Origin of the sequence: Streptomyces sp. NBC_00568 (assembly GCF_026341855.1) — a bacterium.
Lineage (GTDB): Bacteria > Actinomycetota > Actinomycetes > Streptomycetales > Streptomycetaceae > Streptomyces.
The window spans coordinates 5,107,434-5,127,190 of sequence record NZ_JAPENW010000001.1 but is presented as its reverse complement, the minus strand read 5'-3'; the positions used below and the strand labels follow the sequence as shown (position 1 = coordinate 5,127,190).

The following is a 19,757-nucleotide window of genomic DNA, read 5'->3' as shown; positions in this document are numbered from 1 at the left end:
GGTGGGTCTCTCTTCTGTGGTTCGAGCGGAAGGCGGTGGACTGGGGAACGCCCCACGTCACACCTTGGGCCATGAACGGGCGACGATCCGTAGCCCCTGGGTCCATTTCCTTACCGGGAACCTACTCCAGGCGCAGTACGCGCAGGTAACCGTCAGTCCACCCTCGGACGTACCAGGCCGGTCTCGTACGCGATGACCACCAGTTGCGCCCGGTCCCGGGCGCCGAGCTTGGCCATGGCCCGGTTGACGTGTGTCTTCACCGTGAGCGGGCTCACTTCGAGGCGCTCGGCGATCTCGTCGTTGGAGTGGCCTCCGGCGACCTGGACGAGCACCTCGCGCTCACGGCCGGTGAGCGCGTCGAGCCGGTCGGAGCCGATGGGACCCCGCCCGTCGTCACCGTCGCCCTGCGCGAGGAACTTGGCGATCAGACCCTTCGTCGCCGCCGGGGACAGCAGCGCCTCGCCGCCGGCGGCGATCCGGATGGCGTTCAGCAGCTCCTCGGGCTCGGCGCCCTTGCCGAGGAACCCGGACGCGCCGGCCCGCAGCGACTGCACCACGTACTCGTCGACCTCGAAGGTCGTCAGCATCACGACCCGTACGTGTGCGAGGCCCGGGTCGGCGGTGATCAGCCGGGTGGCGGTGAGGCCGTCGGTCCCGGGCATCCGGATGTCCATCAGCACCACGTCGGCCCGCTCGTCCCGGGTCACGGCCAGCGCCTCCGCGCCGTCGGACGCCTCCCCCACGACCTCCATGTCCGGCTCCGAGTCGACCAGGACACGGAACGCGCTGCGCAGCAGTGCCTGGTCGTCGGCGAGCACGACACGGATCGTCATACGGGGTCCCCCAGGGCAGGCACGCGGTTCTTGACCGGAAGGATCGCATGGACGCGGAAGCCGCCTCCGTATCGGGGACCCGCCGTGCAGCTCCCGCCGATCGCGGTGACCCGCTCGCGCATGCCGAGCAGTCCGTGCCCGCCGCCCTCCTGCGGGGCCGTGTCCTGTCCGGGCCCGTTGTCGAGGACGGTCACTTCCACGTTCGGCCCGACCCGGACCACGCTGACCTCGGCCTTCGCCCCGGCGCCGGCGTGCTTCCGCACATTGGTGAGGGCCTCCTGGATCACGCGGTACGCGGCGAGGTCGACGGCCGCGGGCAGCGCGGTGCCGTGGTCGGAGCGGGCCACCTCCACCGGGAGTCCCGCGTTGCGGAAGGTGTCGGCCAGCTCGTCGAGCCGGGCCAGCCCGGGGGCCGGCTCGGTCGGGGCCTCGGGGTCGCCGGACTGGCGCAGCAGCCCCACGGTGGCGCGCAGTTCGTTCAGCGCGGACCGGCTGGCCTCCCGTACGTGGGCGAGCGCCTCCTTGGCCTGGTCGGGGCGCTTGTCCATGACGTGGGAGGCGACTCCGGCCTGCACGTTGACGAGGGCGATGTGGTGGGCGACGACGTCGTGCAGATCGCGGGCGATCCGCAGCCGCTCCTCGGCGACACGGCGGCGCGCCTCCTCCTCGCGGGTGCGCTCGGCCCGTTCGGCGCGCTCCTTGATCGCGTGCACGAAGGCGCGCCGGCTGCGGACGGCGTCGCCCGCCGCGGCGGCCATGCCGGTCCAGGCGAAGACGCCGAGGTTTTCCTGGGCGTACCAGGGCAATGGCCCGGCGAGCATCGCGACCGCCGTCAGCACGGTCATGGTGACCAGGCCGACACGCCAGGTGGTGGGGCGGTCGGTGGCCGAGGCCACGGTGTAGAGGGCGACGACGGCGCACATCGCCACCGGGGCCCGGGGGTCGCCGGTGACCAGTTCCACCAGGGAGACGGCGACGGTCGCCGCGAGGACCTTCATCGGGGCGCGGCGGCGGAAGACCAGGGCGGCGGCGCCGAGGACCATCAGGGCGAGGCTCAGGGCGTCCGGCGTGCGGACGCCCCAGGTCGTGCCGTCGGCGCCGTGCGGGTCGACGAAGGAGCCGGCCACCATGCAGACGAGGACGCCTGCGGCGAGGGCGGCGTCCAGGGCGAGGGGGTGGGCACGCAGCCAGTCCCTCGTGCGCTCCAGGGTGCTCACCCGCTCAACGGTACGGGTCCCTGCCGGGCGGGGAACCGGACGGTACGGCCCGCTCTCGCCGGGCCGGGGGCCAGGCGGGGCCGACCCCGCCGAGCGCGCGGGCCGGACCGGCCTCGCCCCGGCTGCGGACCGAGGCCCGCCGGACTGGCGGAGGGTGCGGTGCGCTCATCCCCGGCTAGGGGACAGGTGGGGCCGACCTCGCCTGGCCGAGGGCCGGACCGGCCTCACCGAGCTGCGGACCGGGGCACGCCGGACTGGCGGACGGTGCGGTGCGCTCATCTCCGGCGAGGGGCCAGGTGGGGTCGACCTCGCCTGGCCGAGGGCCGGACCGGCCTCACCGAGCTGCGGACCGAGGCCCGCCGACTGGCGGACGGTGCGGTGCGCTCACCCCCGGCGAGAGGCCAGGTGGGGTCGACCTCGCCTGGCCGAGGGCCGGACCGGCCTCGCCCGGCTGCGGACCGGGGCACGCGGGAGCGGAGAGTGGGGAGCGGCCGCGCTCGGTCGGGGAGGTAGTGCTCAGCCGGGGATCAGGCCGTCGCCGGTGAGCATCTCCTGGACCTCTTCGAGCGTGGCGTCCGGAGAGGGGAGGATGAGCTCCGACGGCTCCAGCGAGTCGTCGGGGAGCGGGCTCCCGGCGCCGCGCACCGCGTCCAGCAGGGCTCCCAGGGTGCGACGGAAGCCGGACTCGTCGCCGCGCTCCATCTCGGAGAGCAGCTCGTCGTCCAGCTTGTTCAGTTCGGTGAGGTGGCCGTCGTCCAGCCTCACCTGCCCCTCCCCCATGATCCGTACGATCATGTCGCCCTCCTCAGGCGTGGGCCCTGTCGGTCACTGCTTGTCGAAGCGCGGCGTGTCCTGGGGCTGCGACGACGGCTGGGACTGGCCCGTGCCGCCCTCGATCGCCTGCTGTGACGAGGAGCCGCCTGCCAGCTCCGCCTTCATGCGCTGCAGCTCCAGCTCTACATCCGTACCACCGGAGAGCCGGTCCAGCTCGCTCTGGATGTCGTCCTTGGCCAGCCCGGACTGGTCGTCGAGCGCTCCGGAGGCGAGCAGCTCGTCGATCGCGCCGGCCCGCGCCTGGAGCTGCGCGGTCTTGTCCTCGGCACGCTGGATGGCAAGCCCCACATCACCCATCTCCTCGGAGATGCCGGAGAAGGCCTCCCCGATCCGGGTCTGTGCCTGGGCCGCCGTGTACGTCGCCTTGATCGTCTCCTTCTTGGTGCGGAAGGCGTCGACCTTGGCCTGGAGACGCTGGGCCGCGAGGGTGAGCTTCTCCTCCTCGCCCTGCAGGGTCTGGTGCTGCGTCTCCAGGTCGGTGACCTGCTGCTGGAGCGCGGCACGGCGCGACAGCGCCTCACGGGCCAGGTCCTCACGACCGAGCGCGAGAGCCTTGCGCCCCTGGTCCTCCAGCTTGGAGGACTGGTTCTGGAGCTGGTTCAGCTGCAGTTCGAGGCGCTTTCGGCTGGTCGCCACGTCGGCGACACCGCGCCGGACCTTCTGGAGCAGCTCCAGCTGCTTCTGGTACGAGTAATCGAGGGTCTCGCGCGGGTCCTCGGCCCGGTCAAGGGCCTTGTTCGCCTTCGCGCGGAAGATCATCCCCATACGCTTCATGACACCGCTCATGGGCTTCGCGCGCCCCCTTCTGACGGACTCCAGCTCCAGGTACTGCAACAGGACCCACAGTACGGGCCCTGCATCCATTACCGCACTGTTCGGGGACGGATGCGCTCATCCCCAAGGACGACTGCGTTCTCCACCGCTCCGGCGTAGGGAGTAGGTGACACCCGGGGTCCACCCGGGAAGGACGTCCCCTCTGTCCCACTACAGACGCACGGCGTTGCCGGATCGTTCCCCACTCGAACGACGTCCATGCCCGCGGACCCCGTACCCTTGGGTTTTGTGTTCCGTAGCCGTGCGAAGGAAGAGAAGGCCCCCGCCGACAAGGCGCCGGTGACCGACTCCAAAGTGACCCGTGATCCGCAGGCCCCCAAGGGCCGCCCCACGCCCAAGCGCAGTGAGGCCCAGACCCAGCGTCGCAGCGTCGCCCAGACGCCGACGACGCGCAAGGAGGCGGCCAAGCGGCAGCGCGACGACCGCCGTGCCCAGATGGAGAAGCAGCGCCAGGCGCTGGCCAGTGGCGACGAGCGCTATCTGCCCGTACGCGACAAGGGCCCGGTCCGCCGGTTCGCGCGTGACTTCGTCGACTCGCGCTTCTGCATCGCCGAGTTCTTCCTGCCGATGGCCGTGGTCATCCTCGTCCTGAGCATGGTGCGGGTCGGCTCGCTCCAGAACATCGCGCTGCTGCTGTGGCTGGTCGTCATCGTGATGATCGTGGTCGACTCGATCGGCATCGCGATCCGCCTGAAGAAGCAGCTCAACACGCGCTTCCCCGACCTGCCCAAGAAGGGCGCGGTCCCCTACGCGCTGATGCGCACCCTCCAGATGCGTCGACTCCGGCTGCCGAAGCCGCAGGTCAAGCGCGGAGAGCGGCCCTGAGCACGACGTCTTTCTCCGGGGGCGCGGCGGATGCCTGGCTGAACAAGCTGGGCGGGCTGCGTGATGTCGTACGACAGGAACTGGTGGCCCGGCAGCTCGACGAGCAGATAGCCGGGCGGTATCCGGTGGGTCAGCGGCTTCGGGTGCTCGACGTCGGGATGGGCCAGGGCACGCAGGCCCTGCGGCTGGCCCGGGCCGGCCATCAGGTGACCGGGCTCGAGCAGGACGCGACGATGCTGGCCGTGGCCCGGGAGGCCCTGGCCGCCGAGCCCGAGGGCATCCGCGGCAGGGTGCGCCTCATCGAGGGCGACGGGCGCGAGACCGGCGTCCACTTCCTGCCGGGCAGTTTCGACGTGGTGCTGTGCCACGGCGTCCTGATGTACGTCGAGGATCCGGACGCGCTGCTGGCGGGCATGGCCCGGATGCTGGCCCCCGGCGGGCTGCTCTCGCTGCTGGTGCGCAACGCGGACGCGCTGGCCATGCGGCCCGGGCTCGGCGGGGACTGGGCGACGACGCTGGCCTCGTTCGACACGACCGCGTACACGAACCGGCTCGGCCTCGACGTCCGCGCCGACCGGCTCGCCACGCTGACCGGCACGCTCGCCGGGATCGGGGCTCCGCTGCACGCCTGGTACGGCGTGCGGGTCTTCACGGACACGGCCGCCGACGGCGCGCCGCTTCCGCCGGACGCGGAGACGCTGCTGGCCGCGGAGGAGCGGGCCGGACGGACGGATCCGTACCGCCAGGTGGCGGCGCTGCTGCACCTGTGCGGCGTGCGGGGCTGACCCCCCTCGGGGCGGGGCCGGACGACCCCTTCGGGGGGAGACGGGATTCCGCCCCCCGACCGGGGCCGGACACCCCGGATGCCGTCGGGGCTTCCTTCCCGGCGAAGCCGGAGACCCTCCCCTTCCCGGCGAAGCCGGACATTCCCGCCGGACGAACACGCTCCCTCACGGAGCCGGACGACCAGCCCTTCCCAGCGGGAGCCGGATGACCGTGCTTCCACGGAGCGCCGGACGAGCGTCCCCTCTTGGCCGGGCCGGACGACCGTGCTTCCTCACGGAGCCGGACGACCAGCCCTTCCCAGCGGGAACTGGACGACCAGGCTTCCACGGGGCGCCGGACGAACGTCCCATCTTGGCCGGGCCGGACCACCGTCGCTTCCCGGCAGAGCCGGACCACCGTGGTTCCTCACGGAGCCGGACGACCAGCCCTTCCCGGCGGGAGCCGGATGACCGTGCTTCCACGGAGCGCCGGACGAGCGTCCTCTCTTGGCCGGGCCGGATCACCGTCGCTTCCCGGCAGAGCCGGACCACCGTGGTTCCTCACGGAGCCGGACGACCAGCCCTCCTGGCCGGGGCGGATGACTGTGCTTCCTCAGGGCGCCGGGACGACTGGTCCTTCCCGGCAGAGCCGGACGACCAGCCCTTCCCGGTGGCGCCGGGCGGCTGCCCGTTTCTGGCCGTGGTGGACGACGAGGAGTCGGTCGGGTCGGCGGGATCGCGGCGCCGGGGGAGCCGGTGGTGCCGCTCGCTCGAGGGGCGTGGCGGGTTGCCGGGGTGTGCCCCCGGCAACCCCGACCGGCCTACTCCGGCTCGGCGTGCAGGCTCATCGGACCGTAGATCTGCGTGCTGTCCTCGAAGAGGAACACCTGGTCCGCGCCGCCCGCCAGAAGGTCCTTCCACACCTCGCCGATCCAGGACTCGGCGTCGCCCTGGGTGGTGAACTCCTCGGGCTGCACCGCGGGTTGGACCTCTGTCCCGTCGGACTTCTCGAACCGCCACGTCCATGCCGCCATGTACGCCTCCAAGGTGTGAGCACACTGCACAGCGGGCGCCGGACAAGATCCGGCTCCCGTCCGAAGCCTAGCCGGACGCGCAAGACCTGCGGGGACACGCAAAAATCGACGGCGTGGAACTGACTCTGCTCGGCACCGGCGCCCCCGCGGGCCTGCCCCGCCCCGACTGTCCCTGCGCTGCCTGCGCGACCGCGCTCGGCGAGAGGGCGCGGGCGGCCACCGCGCTGCTCGTGGACGGCACATTGCTGCTCGACCTCACCCCCGGCGCCGCGTTCGCGGCCGCCCGGGCCGGACACTCGCTGGGCGGCGTACGGCAGGTACTGCTCTCGCATCCGCACGACGGACCCGCCGTGGAGGTGCCGGCCGGGCTGCCGCAGCCCGGCCGGGTGCCCGACGGACGGGAGTTGGCGCTGATGACGGGACACCGGGTGCGGGCGGTGCCGATGGACTCGCCGGGCACGGGGTACGCGGTGACCGGACCGGACGGGCAGCGGCTGCTGTACCTGCCGCCGGGGGCGGCCCCGGCCGGTCTGGACGAGAACGGCGACGCCTACCACATGGTGCTCCTCGACGTGGTGGGGCGGCCGGACGCCCTGGCGAAGCTGCGATCGGTCGGCGCGGTCGGCCCGACGACGGACGTGATCGCGGTGCACCTCGACCACGACGTGCCCCCGGGTCCCGAACTGCGGCGGCGGCTCGCCGCGGCGGGCGCGCGGGCCGTGCCCGACGGGGCGACGCTCGACGTGGGCGTCTACGAGGACGTGCCCGACGTGCCGCGCAGGACGCTGGTGCTCGGCGGGGCGCGTTCGGGCAAGTCGGTGGAGGCGGAACGACGGCTGGAGGCGTTCCCCGACGTCCTCTACGTCGCCACGGGAGGCTCGCGCAACGAGGACGGCGAATGGGCGTCGCGGGTCAGCGCCCACCGTGAGCGGCGGCCCGGCTCCTGGCGCACCGTCGAGACCTGCGACCTGGTCCCCCTCCTCACGGAGAACGGCCCGCCCCTGCTCGTCGACTGTCTCTCGCTGTGGCTGACGGACGCCATGGACTCGGTGAACGCCTGGGACGACGCCGAGTGGTCCGGCGGTGGCGAACGCGCCCTGCGCGCCCGCGTGGAGGAGCTCGTCGCCGCGGTCCGGAACACCCGCCGCACGGTCGTCGCGGTCTCGAACGAGGTCGGCTCCGGCATCGTCCCCGCCACCGCCTCCGGACGCCGATACCGCGACGAACTCGGGCGGCTGAACGCGGGGTTCGCCGGGGAGTGCGAGCACGTGCTGCTGGTGGTGGCGGGACAGGCGTTGAAGCTGCGGGGCTGACCGCGGCCCAACTCCGTTCCGGCGGAGGCGCGTTCCTCGCTTCCGCCGGGCGCTCGCCCCGGTCGCTCCGGGCGGGCGCTTCTCCGTTCACTCCCGGCGGGCGCTCTCAGGTCTGCGTGCGGGCGACGATGCGGTACGCGTTCGAGAAGCGGGTGCGGCGGAGCACGGGGGCCATCAGGCGGTCCAGCGCCGCGGTCGAGGCGAGGAGCGGAACGGACGCCCGGGTCAGGGCCTGACGCACGGTGTGCTGGAGGGGGGTCGGGGGTGCCGGGCGCCACGGGGCGTCGAGGCCGGGGAGGGCGCGGCCGAGGGCCAGGGCGAGGGCCCCGGAGAGGTCGTGGGGGATGTGCGGTTCCCGGCGGTCCGTCGCGACGACCTCGCAGCCGAGGGACTCGAGTTCGCCGAGCAGGTTGGGCAGCGGCATGAGGTGCAGATGGCGCGGCTGGCCGTACGCCACCCACCACTTGCCGAGCAGCGTGCCGAACGCGCACTCGGGGTCGGGGACTTCGACAAGGAGGTGCCCGCCGGGGCGCAACACCGCCAGTGCGGCGCGCAGTTCCTCGCGCGGGTCCGGCGTGTGCTCCAGATGGTGGAACATGCTCACGACGTCGTAGCGGGCGCGCAGCCGCTCGGCGATCCGCGGGTCCGTGAGCCGCCCGATGTGCGCCTCCTCCACCCGTCCCGCCGCCCGTGCCCGCTCGACGCGCCGCGTCGGGTCGAGCCCGTCGAAGGATGTGTACGGGTGGACCTCCTTGGCCGCCGCCGGGAAGTGCCCGTGTCCGGTGCCGATGTCGAGCCAGCTCTCCGGCTCCGGGAAGGGCAGCATGGCGCGGGCCGCCGCGAGGTGGCGTCCGGTTCCGCCGCGGGCGCCGAGCAGCCGCTCGGCGAGGCTCTCGTGGCCGTCCTCACGGACGTCCCGGTGGTAGAAGGCCAGCCCCTCCGCGGTGAGCCGGGGGTTCTGGAAGGCGTGGGAGCAGTCCCCGCACTCGTCGACGACGAACGTCCCCGGCTTGCGCTGCCGCAGGTCCGGCGTACGCAGCCGGGTGCGCAGGCGCTTCGAGCCGCACCAGGGGCAGTCGGCGCGGCGCGGTTCGTGGAACCGGTCGGTGCCCTGGGCGAGTTCGGCCGCGTAGGCGGCCCGGCGTTCGGCGATCGGCTGCGTGGTGGGGGGCATGGGCGCTCCTGTCGGGACGAGCCGTACGACAATCCGACACAAACGGTACGTATCCGAAGGTGATACGGAGTGCATCGACGTGGCGCGGACGTGTTCGATCGGTGCCGGTACTGTTCGGCGAATGAGCTCGCTTAATCTCGACGACTTCACCGATCTGATCGAGCGTCCCGACGGGGGCGTACGCCGAGACGCCGAGGCGCACCGGGAGAGCCGGATCGTGCCGCCCGGGGCACTGGGCCGCCTCGACGACCTGGGTGAATGGCTGGCGGCGGCGCAATCAGCGGTGCCGGTGCGGCCGATCGAGCACCCGCGCGTCGTGCTGTTCGCGGGCGACCACGGGATCGCCGCCCTCGGCGTGTCGGCGCGCCCCGCGGGCAGCGCCGGCCGGCTGGTGCGTGCGGTCCTGGAGGGCGCGAGCCCGGCGTCGGTGCTGGCCCGCCGGCTCGGCGTGCCGGTGCGCGTGATCGACATGGCGCTGGAGGCCGATCCCGAGGGGCTGCCCGACGAGGTCGTGCGGCATCGGATCCGGCGCGGTTCGGGCCGGATCGACGTCGAGGACGCGATGACCCTGGAGGAGGCGGAGGCCGCGTTCCGCGCCGGGGTCGCCATCGCGGACGAGGAGGCTGACTCCGGTACGGATCTGGTGGTGCTCGGCGACATCAGCGTGGGCGGGACCACGGCGGCGGCCGTCCTGGTCGCGGCGCTGTGCGGGACCGACGCGTCCGTCGTCACCGGGCGGGGCGGGCAGGCCATCGACGACCTCGCGTGGATGCGCAAGTGCGCCGCGGTGCGCGACTCCCTGCGGCGGGCGCGGCCCGTGCTCGGGGATCAGCTGCAGCTGCTCGCGACGGTGGGCGGGGCCGACCTGGCGGCGATGACCGGGTTCCTGCTGCAGAGCGCGGTGCGCAAGATGCCGGTGATTCTCGACGGAGTCGTGTCGGCCGCGTGCGCGCTGGTCGGACAGCGGGTCGCCTTCCGCGCGCCGGACTGGTGGCTGGCCGGGCAGAGCAGCGGGGAGCCCGCGCAGGCCAAGGCGCTGGACCGGATGGCCCTCGAACCGCTGCTCGACCACGGGGTGACGGTGGGTGAGGGGGCGGGCGCCCTGCTCGCGCTGCCCCTGGTCCAGGCCGCGGCGAGCCTCGCGGCGGACCTTCCGGAGGCCCCCTCTCCGGAGGCGGAGACGGCCCCGGAAGCAGACCCCAAGCAAGACTCTGAGCCCGACACCGTTTCCGGCCCCGACTCCGGGTCCGAAACCGACTCCGACGCCGTTTCCGGCTCCGGGACCGACACCGGCGCCGGGCCCGGCTCCCGGCCGGAGGCTGACGCCGAGTCCGCCCCCGGCGCTCAGACCGCGCCCGGGCCCGACACCGACTCCCCGGCCCCCGGGCGGGACGCGTAGCCGACCGGCCTCCGAGGCCGCGCCTTAACCCGGCGCCTGTCGTCCGGCCCGCGCCGGGACGACCGGCCGACCGGGCTGCCCGCCCCGCCCCCGGGCGCACCCACGCGCGACACCGACTCACCAGCCCCGGCCGGGACGTTCACCGACCGGGGCCGGCCGCCCGCCCCGAGGGCACACCCGGCTCCGATACCAACCCCCGAGACCCCAGCCGGAACGGCACGCAGACCGAAGCCCGCCCTTCCCCCGCCCGAGGGCACACCCGGTCCCGACGCCGACTCCCCGGACCGTCCCGGACGATTCACCGACCGGACCCGACACCCTCGACCCCGAGGGCACACCCGGCTCCGACGCCAACCCCCCAGGCCCCAGCCGGAACGGCACGCAGACCGAAGCCCGCCGCCCCGCCCCGAGGGCACACCGGGCCCGACGCCAATCCCCTCAGGCCCCGGCCGGGACGGCACGCCGACCGAAGCCCGCCCTCACCCGCCCCGAGGGCGCACCGGGCCCGACGCCTGTTCTCCGGGACCGGGCCGGGACGAGGTGCCGACCGGCCCCCGGTCCGGGGATGAGGTCCGGTGCCCCGGCAGCCGGGCGCCCCCGGGGCATCGGCAGGAGCAGAACCCGCCGCCCGGCGGGGCACCACCCGTACCGGCCCTCCCCCGCGCGGGGTGCAATGCCCCATATCATCGCGCTTTATGGGAGATGCCCGAATTGCCGTTGACCAGGAACGGGCGTCGGTCCGCCGGAACCACGGGGACCGGCGGTCCACGGCCGCCTCGCGGCGGTCCGCCGCCTTCGCCGTCTGGTATCTGCGCGCGGTCACGTTCATCAACTTTCTGAGCGCCGTGTGGGTGTCGCTCGGCCAGGACGTACGACGGCACAACACCGAGAACTACTTCACCCCGTACCTGTTGACCGCCGGATTCGCCTCCGGTGTGTTCACGATGTTCCTGGCCATCACGATGCGGCGGCGCAAGCGGGCCGCGTGGATCCTCAACTCCGTGCTGAGCGGCATGTTCCTGCTGCTGTTCGCCGTCGCGATGGCGTTCCCGGAGATCCGCCAGTACGCGCAGAACTGGGTGTCGCTCGTGCTGACCGCGGCCTTCGTGGGCTCCCTCGCCGTCGGCCGCCGGGAGTTCTACGCCAAGGGCGACCGGTCGAACCCCAAGCTCGCCGCGGCCGTCGCGGTCGGCGGGCTGCTGGTCACCTCCCTGCTCGCCGCGCTGCTGGTCACAGTCACCAACGAAGCGCAGGACGCCCACCGTTCGACGTTCCTGGACCGCTGGCGCTACGGCACCCTGCGGCTCGTCTCGGTCGCCGCCGACGACTCCCACTACCCCGGGATCTCGACGCCCAACTGGGTCGTCGTCGGCATCAACGTGCTCAGCACCCTGCTGGTGCTCGCCGTCCTCTACGCGGCGTTCCGCTCCCGGCGCGCCGTCGACCCGCTCACCGAGGACGACGAGAAGCGGCTGCGCGCGCTGCTCGACCGCAACGGCGACCGGGACTCGCTGGGCTACTTCGCGCTGCGCCGGGAGAAGAGCGTGGTCTGGTCGCCCACCGGCAAGGCGGCGGTGGCGTACCGCGTGGTGGGCGGGGTGTCCCTGGCGAGCGGCGACCCCATCGGCGACCCGGAGGCATGGCCCGGCGCCATCGAGCCCTGGCTCGCCGAGGCCCGGGAGCACGGCTGGATCCCGGCGGTGATGGGCGCGAGCGAGGAGGCGGGCACCATCTACTCCCGGCACGGTCTCGACGCCCTCGAGCTCGGTGACGAAGCCCTCGTGGAGACGGCCGAGTTCACCCTCGAAGGACGGGCCATGCGTACCGTCCGGCAGGCCTACAACCGGGTCAGGCGGGCCGGGTACCGGGTGCGCATCCGACGGCACGAGGACATCCCGGCCGCCGAGCTGGCGTATCTGCTCAGGCGTGCGGACGACTGGCGCGACGGCGCGACCGAGCGCGGCTTCAGCATGGCGCTCGGCCGGCTCGGCGATCCCGAGGACGGGCGCTGCGTGATGCTCGAATGCACCGATGCCGAGGGCGAGTTGCGGGCGGTGCTGTCCTTCGTGCCGTGGGGGCCGCACGGGCTCTCGCTGGACCTGATGCGGCGCGACCGCGACGCGGAGAACGGGCTGATGGAGTTCATGGTGATCGAACTCCTGCGGCGCGCCCAGGAGATCGGGATCACCCAGGTCTCGCTCAACTTCGCGATGTTCCGTTCGGTCTTCGAACGCGGTGCGCGGCTCGGCGCGGGACCGGTGCTGCGGCTGTGGCGCTCGCTGCTCAGCTTCTTCTCGCGCTGGTGGCAGATCGAGTCGCTGTACCGGGCCAACGCCAAGTACCGGCCCATCTGGGAGCCGCGGTTCCTGCTCTTCGAGAAGAGCGCCGACCTGCTGCGCATCGGTGTCGCGTCCGCGCGCGCCGAGGGGTTCCTGGAGGCGCCGGGCCTGCCGAAGTGGCTGCACCGCAAGCACCTGGAATCGCACAGATGAGACCGCCGGGGACCGGCGCGCGACGGGCCGTGGGGGCCGCCGGATGAGCAGGCTCGCCGGCCGGGCCCGCGCCGAGTGGGGTCCGCTGTACGTCACCGTGCGCCGGGCCCTGGTGGCGAAGCGGTGGCGGGCGGTTCCGATGACGCTCGGCGCGGTGTGCCTGACGGCGGTTCTCCAGTTCGTGCAGAACCAGTCCTGGGGTTACCAGCTGGTGCAGAACGCCGGCTCCGTCCGGGCCGAGGACCCGCTGCCGCTCGCCCTGCTGCGCACTCCGCTCTCCCTGTTCGTACCGGCGCTGGATCTGCCCGTGTGGGGCGCGCTCGCGCAGATCCTCCTCGTCTTCGGGATCGCCGAGATCTGTCTGGGCTGGTGGCGCACGCTCGTCATCGCGTACGTCGCCACGCTGGCCGGGACGCTCTACGCCCGTGTCGGCATCGCGCTCGGCCCGCACCATCCGCTGGGTCTGCCCGGGGCGGACGCCCAGGTCGTCGACACCGGCCCGTCGGCGGCCGTGGTGGGCCTCGCCGTGTTCCTCGGCTGGCGCTACCGGGCGTATGTGACGGCGGGGGTGGTGATCGGGGCCATGGTGGTCGAGGTACTCCTCAAGGACAACCTGGCGGGCAAGGAGCACCTGGCGGCCATCGGGGCGGTTCTGGTGATGTGCTGCGTCTCCGCGGCGCGTCACGGCCGTTCGGGCAGGGAACGGGCCGGCTCGGGGTCGGGCTTGCCGCCGATCCAGTCCTGAACCTTGCGGCTGGGGCCCGCCCAGCGGCGGTCGTGCCGGTAGAAGCGCAGTCTGGACCGGGCGCGGGCGCGCGGCCGGCGCCGGTAGAAGCGCTTGGCCCACGGCGAACCGGGCTTGGCCAGCCGGATCGAGCCGATCAGGGCGATGAAGGGAATGATCACCCCGAAGATGGCCGTGCGCGCCTTCCCCTTGCTCAGGGCGATCAGCGCGAAGAGGAAGTTCAGGGCGATGGTCACGATCACGCTGGCGCGGTCCTGCAACTCCTGGTCGGTGGTGTCGTTGACGCCGAGCGGCGAGAAGCCGCTGAGCATCAGTCCGACCAGGGAGGCCGTGACCACCACGACCTCGACGCTCTTGCGCCCGGCCTCGGTCCAGTAGACGTCGTCGAGGTGCAGGATCAGCGCGAACTCGTCGAGCACGAGGCCCGCTCCGATGCCGAACACCACGGCGCACACGCACGGCCAGAACCCGTACCGGCTGCTGGCGACCGCGCCGAAGCCGCCGATCACCGTGAGCACGACGCCGGGCACCACGTGGTGGATGTGCAGATCACCGGCCTTGACGTTGCCGAAGGGCCCTTTGCCCGCGCGGATGAGCCGCACGATGGAACGGGTGACCACGAAGGTCAGGACGAACGAGGCCAGCGCCAGCAACAGGGGGAGTTTCCCGGGTTCGACGATGTTCCGCTGCAACCAATGACCCATATGCGAACTTTATCCATCGCCGCTGTATCCGCCCTCCGGGCGTCCGGGTAGCCTGCGCCGATGTCCAAGACCGCCTCCGGGGCCTCTCTCCCCGACAGCCTCCGTTTCGCCTTCGGCACCCTCACCGTGCTCCCGGTGAAGGTGACCCGCTGGGACCGCGACGCGGCGCGCGGCGGCATGCTGTGCGCTCCCCTGGCCGGTCTCGTGGTCGGGGCGGGCGCCGCCCTGGTGGGCCTGGCACTGCTGGCCATGGGCGCCGGCCCGCTGCTCGCGGCCGTGGCCACCGCCGCCGTACCGGCCGCGCTCACCCGCGGCCTGCACCTCGACGGCCTCGCCGACACCGCGGACGGGCTGGGCAGCGGCAAGCCCGCCGAGGACGCGCTGCGGATCATGAAGCAGTCGGACATCGGCCCGTTCGGCGTGATCACCCTGTTGTTCGTGCTGCTCGCCCAGGTGGCCGCACTCGCCCAGGCGTACGACTCCTCATGGGCCCGGGGCGCGCTCGCGGCCGTCGTCTCGGCCACCGTGGCCCGCCTCGCCCTCACGCTCGCCGCCCGCACCGGGGTGCCCGCGGCCCGGCCCGAGGGCCTGGGCGCGGCGGTCGCGGGAACCGTTCCGCCCCGCGCCGCGCTGCTGGTGGCGGTGGCCGTGACCGGCGCGGCGGCGGGTGGCGGCGCGCTCGTCGGGTCGTACGACCTGGTGCGCGCCGCGGTGGCCGCGGGTGCCTCCTGCGTGGCCGCCGAACTGCTGCTGCGGCACTGCACCCGCCGCTTCGGCGGGATCACCGGCGACGTGTTCGGGGGCCTCGCGGAGACGGCGGCGACGACCGCGCTCGTGGTTCTCTCGCTGGGCTGATCACCGTTCTGTCACCGGCCTGGAACGATCACCGGCGAACGCCGCCAAGGACCGGCGCCCCCACTAATCTGAGCGGCCGAACAGACAACGGATCGTGATCGGGGGACGTCTGTGCCGAACGTGCCGCCACTGCCGAAATCTCGGCGCCTCATGGCGTGGTTCATCGACTTCGCGCTGGTGCTCGCGGCGGCGTCCGCGCTCGCCGTGCTCACCTTCCACCGCGTCTCCGCGCTCGTCACGGACGTGCCGGATCTCGCGACGCGCGGTGGCTGGGACCTCCTCACCTCGCGCGGCGATGTCGTCGGCGCCTCCGGGGGCTTCGGGCTCTCGCTCTGGCGAAAGGCGGTCCGGGACGTGGAGCAGGCCTTCGGGCTGCTGGTGGTCGCGACCTTCCTCTACCAGTGGTCGGCGCTCGCCCTCACCGGACGGACCGTCGGCAAGGCCCTGTTCGGCCTGAAGGTCACCCCGTCCGCTCCGCGCCGTGCGGCACTGCGGGCCGCGGTGACCACGACGGCCGACGTCGCCGTGTACGCGGTGGCCTGCGTCCTGTTGGTGGAGGGCGAGTTCGTGCTCTCGGTGCTGGTGTGGACCGTCGCCGTCGTGATCTTCTTCCTGAACGCGCTGCCCGTGCTCGCCCCGAGCCGCCGCTCGCTGGCGGACCGGGTGTCGGGAACCGCGGTGACGGGCCTCGGGCTCCGCATGCCCGGCACCCCGCCCCCGGTCAGCACTTCTTGAACGTCACGCCCGGCTTCAGGCTCCGGGCCCCGGGGCGGAGGGCGCTTCACGGGGTGGGCACCAGGGCGTGCGGAAGCGTGCCCCAGGGGTGGTCCCCCACGCCGGGGACCGCGCAGTGCAGCGCGGCCCCCCGCTCGCGTGCCAGCGCCGCCGCGTCGGCGTCGGCCGGTACCCCGTGGACGAGATGGCAGAGGCTCGCCCCGGCACCGGTCCACGGCGGCGGGGGTCTCCTGCGGTAGCTGGTCCAGGTGCCCTCGAAGGTGACGAGCACGTCGGCGATCCGGGCGTACGAGGGGTGCGGTGCCGTGCCGTGGTTGAGGACGAGGCCGCCGCCGAGTCCCCGGGCCGCCGCCGCCAGCCGCCGGTAGTACCCGAACTCGCTTTCCACGGCGGCGACCTGGTCGAGGAAGGTGCCGTCGGTGCCGTACCAGTCGCGATGCCGGATCAGATCGCGTACGACGTCCGCGAGCGGTCTGCGCCCGTAGTCCGTGTCGACGTAGCCGAGCACCCGGACGTCCGCCGCGCGCAACCGCCCGGCGACCGCCGCGAACGCCGGGTCGAGACGGTCGCCTGGTCCGCTGGCGGGGTTCAGCACGACGCCGTGCAGCCGGGGCGCGGCGGCGACGAGCGCGTCCCATTCCGCCGGGCGGACGGAAGGGTGTTCGTAGTACGGGACGAGAAGGGTCTTCGAGGTCGGCGAGCCCGGAGCGCCGCCGGGCGCGCTCATGGACGGACTCATGGACGGACTCATGGGCGGTCGCATGGGCGGTCTCTCTTCCGCGTACCGGTGGCCGGCGGGTTCATCGGTGGGCCGTCGCCTTTCCCAGCAGGGCGCAGACGAGCGCGGTCTGGGCGCCGGCCGCCGTGCCGTACACGATCAGGCCCACCCAGTGCGCGTCGCCCGTGTGCGTCGCGAGGGCCGCGGTCTGGGCGAGCGCGGCGGCACAGACGATCGCGGCCGTGCCGGTGACGGCGCCGAAGGACTGGAGCAGCAGCCCGGTCCACATGACCACACCCAGCAGGAGCAGTCCGGCGAGCCGGACCCCGTCCGCGGCCGTGGGCGCGTGCGGCCACAGCGCGGAGGTGCCGAGGCCGAGCACGAGCAGCGCGGCGAGGTAGCCGGCCAGGCAGCGGACGAGGGCGCCGGCGGTGGCGCGCCGGAAACGCCTCGCGGACGTGCTGGAACGCTGCCCGGCCAGGCTCCCGCTGCGGAACCGGAACAGCAGCCACTCGGCGGGCCCCATGCTGAGCGTCAGCGCGACAGCGGCCGGTGCGGCGACCGCCGTGCGGGCTCCCGTCAGGACGTCACCGAGCGCCGCGTACAGCACGAGAACACCACTGCCGAGCCCGAAGAGGGCGTACGGGAGGGTGCCGGCGTTCGGGCGCGGGGCGGACCTGCGGGCGCGCAGCCGCGCGGCGAGGCCGTCGAGGCGGGCCGGTTCGGCCTCGGGAGCCTCGGAGGACGGCCGGCCCGTGGAGGCCGCCCGCGGTTCACCGGCCCGCCCGGACGGGTCCGCGCCGCCCGGCAGGTTCCCGTACGGCAGCAGCGCGAGAAGCCCCGCGCTCCAGCTCCCCTCCCCCGACTCCCGGACGGCGGGTGCCACTTCGAGCAGACCGAGCAGGGCGACCGCCGCCAGCGAGCCCAGCAGCAGCGCCACCCGCGCCAGGTCCGGGACCGGGTGGAACACGGTGACGATCGCGCCCGCCGTCATGGGCGTCAGGGCGGCGAGCAGCGTGCGTTCCCGGCCCATCACGAGCAGGACGGTGGCCGCGCCCAGATAGCCGGACTGCCCGGCGGCGAAGGCGACGGCGCCCCCGCCGGCCGTACCGGCCGCCGCGAAGGCCACCAGGGAGCCGAGCAGGACGCCGACCGGGGTCCCGACGAGCAGCGCGCGGCGGGCGGCCGTGCGGTCGCCGAGCCCCATCCAGGTGTACGCGCGGTACGCGAGCCCCTGGTTCCAGGTCCAGCCGCACAGCGCCCCGGCGAGCATCGGGACGGTGCCGGCCGGAAGCCCGAACGCGCCCTCGGGCCCCGCGAGAAGCGGTGCCGCGAGGACGTAGCCGAGACCGGGGAGGGCGAAGACGACGCCCCGCAGGAGACAGCCGAGGAGCCCGATCCGCCACGGGTCGTGGGCCGGGCCCTCCGGTTCGGGATAGGCCCGGTCGACCCGCTCGAACAACTCCTCCGCGAGGGCGAAGGAGTTCTTGACGCCGTACCGTTCGCGTATCTGGTCGTCCGACAGACCGTCGGATTCGAGCAGCGCGGCCACCTCGTCGGGGTGGACGGCCGCGGAGACGAACTCCCCGAGGCTCTCGGCCAGTTCGTCGATCGGGTCGGGATGCGCCCGGTTCGTCGAGCGGCGCTGGCTCGGTACCCGGGCCCGCGTGTCCGGTTGGGCCCCGGGCGGCGTGTGCAGGGAGCCGCTCACCAGCCGGTCCCGTCCGTCGCGACGGCCTGGTACCAGGGGTCACGCAGTTCGACGGTCCAGTCGTCGACGGTCTCCACGGCGGGCTCGTACACCTCGGGCCGGCCCGCCAGTTCCTGGTAGACCGTCCTGAAGGCGTCGACGGAACGACGCAGCGTGAACCGGTCGATGACCCGTTGGCGGGACAACTCGCCGAGATCCAGGCGCCGTTCGTCGTCACGCAGCAGGGTGAGCGCGGCGGCGGCCATCTTCTCCGGTTCGCGCGGCGGGACGACGATGCCGGTGTCGCCGACCGCCTCGCGGACCCCGCCGACGTCCGTGGAGACCGTCGTACGGCCGCAGGACATCGCCTCGATGATCGAGAACGGGAAGCCCTCGGAGATCGAGGACAGCATGACGATGTGACCGGCCGCGTAGGCGCGCCACACCTCGGTGATGCGGCCCTCGAAGGTCAGTCCGTCGGTGACGCCCAGTTCGGCGGCGAGTTTCTCCAGGCGGGTCTTGTACGCCTCTCCGCCGGGCGGCACGGGACCGAACAACCGGAGCCGGGTGTCGGGCAGTTCGGCGCGCACCAGGGCGTAGGCGCGCAGGAGTGTCTCCAGGTCCTTGATGGGGTCGACACGGCCGCACCAGGTGAGGGTGGGCACGGCGGGTTCGGGTCCGGCGTGCGGGAAGGCGTGCGGGTCGACGCCGTTGTAGACCGTGCGGATCCGGTCGCCGTCGGCGCCGCCGCGCTCCTCCCAGCGGCGGTTGTACTGGTTGCAGGGGGTGATGAGGTCGGCGGCGCGGTAGCCGAGGGAGTTCAGCTCGCGGTAGAAGCCGAGCATGAACGCCTTGACGGGCCAGCGCTGTCGGAGTGCGCGGTAGCCGAGGTAGCGCTCGCGCATGTAGATGCCGTGCTCGGTGAGCAGGAACGGGACCCCGTCCAGGTGGTGCGCGACGAGGGCGGGCAGTGTGGCGAGTCCGCTGCTGACCGCGTGGGCGACGGAGTCCTCGGGGATCCGGACGCCGAGGGGGCGCAGCGCGTGCTCGAGCAGGTCCGTCGCCGTGAGCGCGTCGTGCACGGTGGGTCGGGCGGCGGCCGTCGGCAGATGCGGCATCGTCCAGATCCACATCAGCGAGCGCAGCGCCGCCTCGCTGCGCAGGGCGGCCGACAGGCGTCCGGCACGGGCGAGTTCGGCCAGTTCGTACAGGGCGTCGCCGAAGTCCTCGGGCGTGTCCGGGTCGAGGAAGGCGAACAGGAAGCGCTCGTAGGTCTCGGTGAACTGGCGCAGGGCGCGGCCCAGCGGTGGCCGCGCGCGGCCGGGCCGTGGCCCCCAGGTCGGCACCGAGGTGTGCCGGTAGATGTTGGGCGGCAGTTCCCAGGTCACGGGTTCGCGGCCGCTGCCGGTGAGCGAGACGATGTGGAAATCGACCTCCGGCATGCCCTTGACCAGTTGGTCGCACCAGGTGCTGACCCCGCCGTGGACATGCGGATAGGTGCCTTCGGTGAGCATGGTGACATGACGGCCGGTGCGCATCATGCGTGGTTCCCCCCTGGGACTGTTTCTTCCGGAGAGCCCCCCGGCCCCCG

At 73.4% G+C, this 19,757-nt stretch carries 18 protein-coding genes; 8 read left to right on the top strand and 10 right to left on the bottom strand.

Going from position 1 to position 19,757, the window contains the following annotated elements; all coding sequences use genetic code 11:
* Nucleotides 1-152 precede the first annotated feature (152 nt).
* From OOK38_RS22215 to OOK38_RS22200, 4 genes are all read right to left on the bottom strand, one after another.
* Nucleotides 153-833, bottom strand: coding sequence for a response regulator transcription factor (locus OOK38_RS22215; protein ID WP_266757874.1), 681 nt, complete (start codon nucleotides 831-833; stop codon nucleotides 153-155).
* On the bottom strand, nucleotides 830-2,050 hold the full coding sequence (locus tag OOK38_RS22210) for a sensor histidine kinase (RefSeq protein WP_266757875.1): 1,221 nt from the start codon (nucleotides 2,048-2,050) through the stop codon (nucleotides 830-832). The genes OOK38_RS22215 and OOK38_RS22210 overlap by 4 nt, the downstream gene beginning before the upstream one ends.
* A 516-nt stretch (nucleotides 2,051-2,566) precedes the next feature.
* Nucleotides 2,567-2,845: a hypothetical protein gene (locus OOK38_RS22205; protein ID WP_266757876.1), complete on the bottom strand. Its 279-nt coding sequence runs from the start codon at nucleotides 2,843-2,845 to the stop codon at nucleotides 2,567-2,569.
* A gap of 30 nt (nucleotides 2,846-2,875) precedes the next feature.
* Nucleotides 2,876-3,670: a PspA/IM30 family protein gene (locus OOK38_RS22200; RefSeq protein ID WP_266765642.1), complete on the bottom strand. Its 795-nt coding sequence runs from the start codon at nucleotides 3,668-3,670 to the stop codon at nucleotides 2,876-2,878.
* Between the two features lie 246 nt (nucleotides 3,671-3,916).
* Between OOK38_RS22200 and OOK38_RS22195 the strand changes: the two genes are divergently transcribed.
* Both OOK38_RS22195 and OOK38_RS22190 read left to right on the top strand, forming a co-directional pair.
* Complete coding sequence (locus tag OOK38_RS22195) at nucleotides 3,917-4,543, top strand: DUF3043 domain-containing protein (protein WP_266757877.1); 627 nt, start codon at nucleotides 3,917-3,919, stop codon at nucleotides 4,541-4,543.
* Between the two features lie 83 nt (nucleotides 4,544-4,626).
* Nucleotides 4,627-5,328: a bifunctional 2-polyprenyl-6-hydroxyphenol methylase/3-demethylubiquinol 3-O-methyltransferase UbiG gene (locus OOK38_RS22190; protein ID WP_266848729.1), complete on the top strand. Its 702-nt coding sequence runs from the start codon at nucleotides 4,627-4,629 to the stop codon at nucleotides 5,326-5,328.
* Nucleotides 5,329-6,128: 800 nt separating this feature from the next.
* Here the strand turns inward: OOK38_RS22190 and OOK38_RS22185 are convergent.
* A complete protein-coding gene (locus OOK38_RS22185) occupies nucleotides 6,129-6,341 on the bottom strand; it encodes a hypothetical protein (RefSeq protein ID WP_261706966.1) in 213 nt (70 codons plus the stop codon).
* Between the two features lie 113 nt (nucleotides 6,342-6,454).
* Between OOK38_RS22185 and OOK38_RS22180 the strand changes: the two genes are divergently transcribed.
* The gene (locus OOK38_RS22180) at nucleotides 6,455-7,654 is read left to right on the top strand and encodes a bifunctional adenosylcobinamide kinase/adenosylcobinamide-phosphate guanylyltransferase (protein WP_266757879.1); all 1,200 of its coding nucleotides are present in this window, start codon (nucleotides 6,455-6,457) and stop codon (nucleotides 7,652-7,654) included.
* Between the two features lie 106 nt (nucleotides 7,655-7,760).
* Here the strand turns inward: OOK38_RS22180 and OOK38_RS22175 are convergent, their stop codons facing one another.
* Nucleotides 7,761-8,828 carry a class I SAM-dependent methyltransferase gene (locus OOK38_RS22175; protein WP_266757881.1) on the bottom strand — a complete coding sequence of 356 codons (1,068 nt, stop codon included), beginning with the start codon at nucleotides 8,826-8,828 and terminating at the stop codon, nucleotides 7,761-7,763.
* A 121-nt stretch (nucleotides 8,829-8,949) separates the two neighbouring features.
* Here OOK38_RS22175 and cobT point away from each other — a divergent pair, with 121 nt between their 5' ends.
* The 3 genes from cobT to OOK38_RS22160 all read left to right on the top strand — a co-directional run bounded on the left by cobT (nucleotide 8,950) and on the right by OOK38_RS22160 (nucleotide 13,464).
* The gene (cobT, locus tag OOK38_RS22170) at nucleotides 8,950-10,227 is read left to right on the top strand and encodes a nicotinate-nucleotide--dimethylbenzimidazole phosphoribosyltransferase (protein ID WP_266848727.1); all 1,278 of its coding nucleotides are present in this window, start codon (nucleotides 8,950-8,952) and stop codon (nucleotides 10,225-10,227) included.
* A gap of 695 nt (nucleotides 10,228-10,922) precedes the next feature.
* Nucleotides 10,923-12,719, top strand: coding sequence for a phosphatidylglycerol lysyltransferase domain-containing protein (locus tag OOK38_RS22165; RefSeq protein WP_266757882.1), 1,797 nt, complete (start codon nucleotides 10,923-10,925; stop codon nucleotides 12,717-12,719).
* Nucleotides 12,720-12,762: 43 nt separating this feature from the next.
* Nucleotides 12,763-13,464, top strand: a complete 702-nt coding sequence (locus OOK38_RS22160; RefSeq protein WP_266757884.1) for a hypothetical protein — start codon at nucleotides 12,763-12,765, stop codon at nucleotides 13,462-13,464.
* Here the strand turns inward: OOK38_RS22160 and OOK38_RS22155 are convergent.
* Nucleotides 13,401-14,168, bottom strand: a complete 768-nt coding sequence (locus OOK38_RS22155; RefSeq protein ID WP_266757885.1) for a hypothetical protein — start codon at nucleotides 14,166-14,168, stop codon at nucleotides 13,401-13,403. The genes OOK38_RS22160 and OOK38_RS22155 overlap by 64 nt on opposite strands.
* A gap of 60 nt (nucleotides 14,169-14,228) precedes the next feature.
* On the opposite strand from OOK38_RS22155, the gene OOK38_RS22150 reads away from it, so the two are divergent.
* On the top strand, nucleotides 14,229-15,023 hold the full coding sequence (locus tag OOK38_RS22150) for an adenosylcobinamide-GDP ribazoletransferase (RefSeq protein WP_266757887.1): 795 nt from the start codon (nucleotides 14,229-14,231) through the stop codon (nucleotides 15,021-15,023).
* 150 nt (nucleotides 15,024-15,173) lie between these two features.
* Nucleotides 15,174-15,758 carry an RDD family protein gene (locus tag OOK38_RS22145; RefSeq protein WP_266757889.1) on the top strand — a complete coding sequence of 195 codons (585 nt, stop codon included), beginning with the start codon at nucleotides 15,174-15,176 and terminating at the stop codon, nucleotides 15,756-15,758.
* A 46-nt stretch (nucleotides 15,759-15,804) separates the two neighbouring features.
* Here the strand turns inward: OOK38_RS22145 and OOK38_RS22140 are convergent, their stop codons facing one another.
* The 3 genes from OOK38_RS22140 to pelF form a co-directional block, all read right to left on the bottom strand.
* Nucleotides 15,805-16,497: a spherulation-specific family 4 protein gene (locus tag OOK38_RS22140; RefSeq protein WP_266848726.1), complete on the bottom strand. Its 693-nt coding sequence runs from the start codon at nucleotides 16,495-16,497 to the stop codon at nucleotides 15,805-15,807.
* A 61-nt stretch (nucleotides 16,498-16,558) separates the two neighbouring features.
* On the bottom strand, nucleotides 16,559-18,187 hold the full coding sequence (locus OOK38_RS22135) for a hypothetical protein (protein ID WP_266757893.1): 1,629 nt from the start codon (nucleotides 18,185-18,187) through the stop codon (nucleotides 16,559-16,561).
* Complete coding sequence (pelF, locus tag OOK38_RS22130; protein WP_266848725.1) at nucleotides 18,184-19,707, bottom strand: GT4 family glycosyltransferase PelF; 1,524 nt, start codon at nucleotides 19,705-19,707, stop codon at nucleotides 18,184-18,186. Before pelF ends, OOK38_RS22135 begins: the two co-directional genes overlap by 4 nt.
* Nucleotides 19,708-19,757: the final 50 nt, after the last annotated feature.

Excerpts from the sequence above, each read along its gene's own strand:
- OOK38_RS22215 (WP_266757874.1), bottom strand. The coding sequence starts at position 833 with ATGACGATCCGTGTCGTGCTCGCCGACGACCAGGCACTGCTGCGCAGC.
- OOK38_RS22205 (WP_266757876.1), bottom strand. The coding sequence starts at position 2,845 with ATGATCGTACGGATCATGGGGGAGGGGCAGGTGAGGCTGGACGACGGC.
- OOK38_RS22200 (WP_266765642.1), bottom strand. The coding sequence starts at position 3,670 with ATGAGCGGTGTCATGAAGCGTATGGGGATGATCTTCCGCGCGAAGGCG.
- OOK38_RS22195 (WP_266757877.1), top strand. The coding sequence starts at position 3,917 with ATGCCCGCGGACCCCGTACCCTTGGGTTTTGTGTTCCGTAGCCGTGCG.
- OOK38_RS22185 (WP_261706966.1), bottom strand. The coding sequence starts at position 6,341 with ATGGCGGCATGGACGTGGCGGTTCGAGAAGTCCGACGGGACAGAGGTC.
- OOK38_RS22175 (WP_266757881.1), bottom strand. The coding sequence starts at position 8,828 with ATGCCCCCCACCACGCAGCCGATCGCCGAACGCCGGGCCGCCTACGCG.
- cobT (WP_266848727.1), top strand. The coding sequence starts at position 8,950 with ATGAGCTCGCTTAATCTCGACGACTTCACCGATCTGATCGAGCGTCCC.
- OOK38_RS22165 (WP_266757882.1), top strand. The coding sequence starts at position 10,923 with ATGGGAGATGCCCGAATTGCCGTTGACCAGGAACGGGCGTCGGTCCGC.
- OOK38_RS22160 (WP_266757884.1), top strand. The coding sequence starts at position 12,763 with ATGAGCAGGCTCGCCGGCCGGGCCCGCGCCGAGTGGGGTCCGCTGTAC.
- OOK38_RS22155 (WP_266757885.1), bottom strand. The coding sequence starts at position 14,168 with ATGGGTCATTGGTTGCAGCGGAACATCGTCGAACCCGGGAAACTCCCC.
- OOK38_RS22150 (WP_266757887.1), top strand. The coding sequence starts at position 14,229 with ATGTCCAAGACCGCCTCCGGGGCCTCTCTCCCCGACAGCCTCCGTTTC.
- OOK38_RS22145 (WP_266757889.1), top strand. The coding sequence starts at position 15,174 with ATGGCGTGGTTCATCGACTTCGCGCTGGTGCTCGCGGCGGCGTCCGCG.
- OOK38_RS22140 (WP_266848726.1), bottom strand. The coding sequence starts at position 16,497 with ATGAGTCCGTCCATGAGCGCGCCCGGCGGCGCTCCGGGCTCGCCGACC.
- pelF (WP_266848725.1), bottom strand. The coding sequence starts at position 19,707 with ATGATGCGCACCGGCCGTCATGTCACCATGCTCACCGAAGGCACCTAT.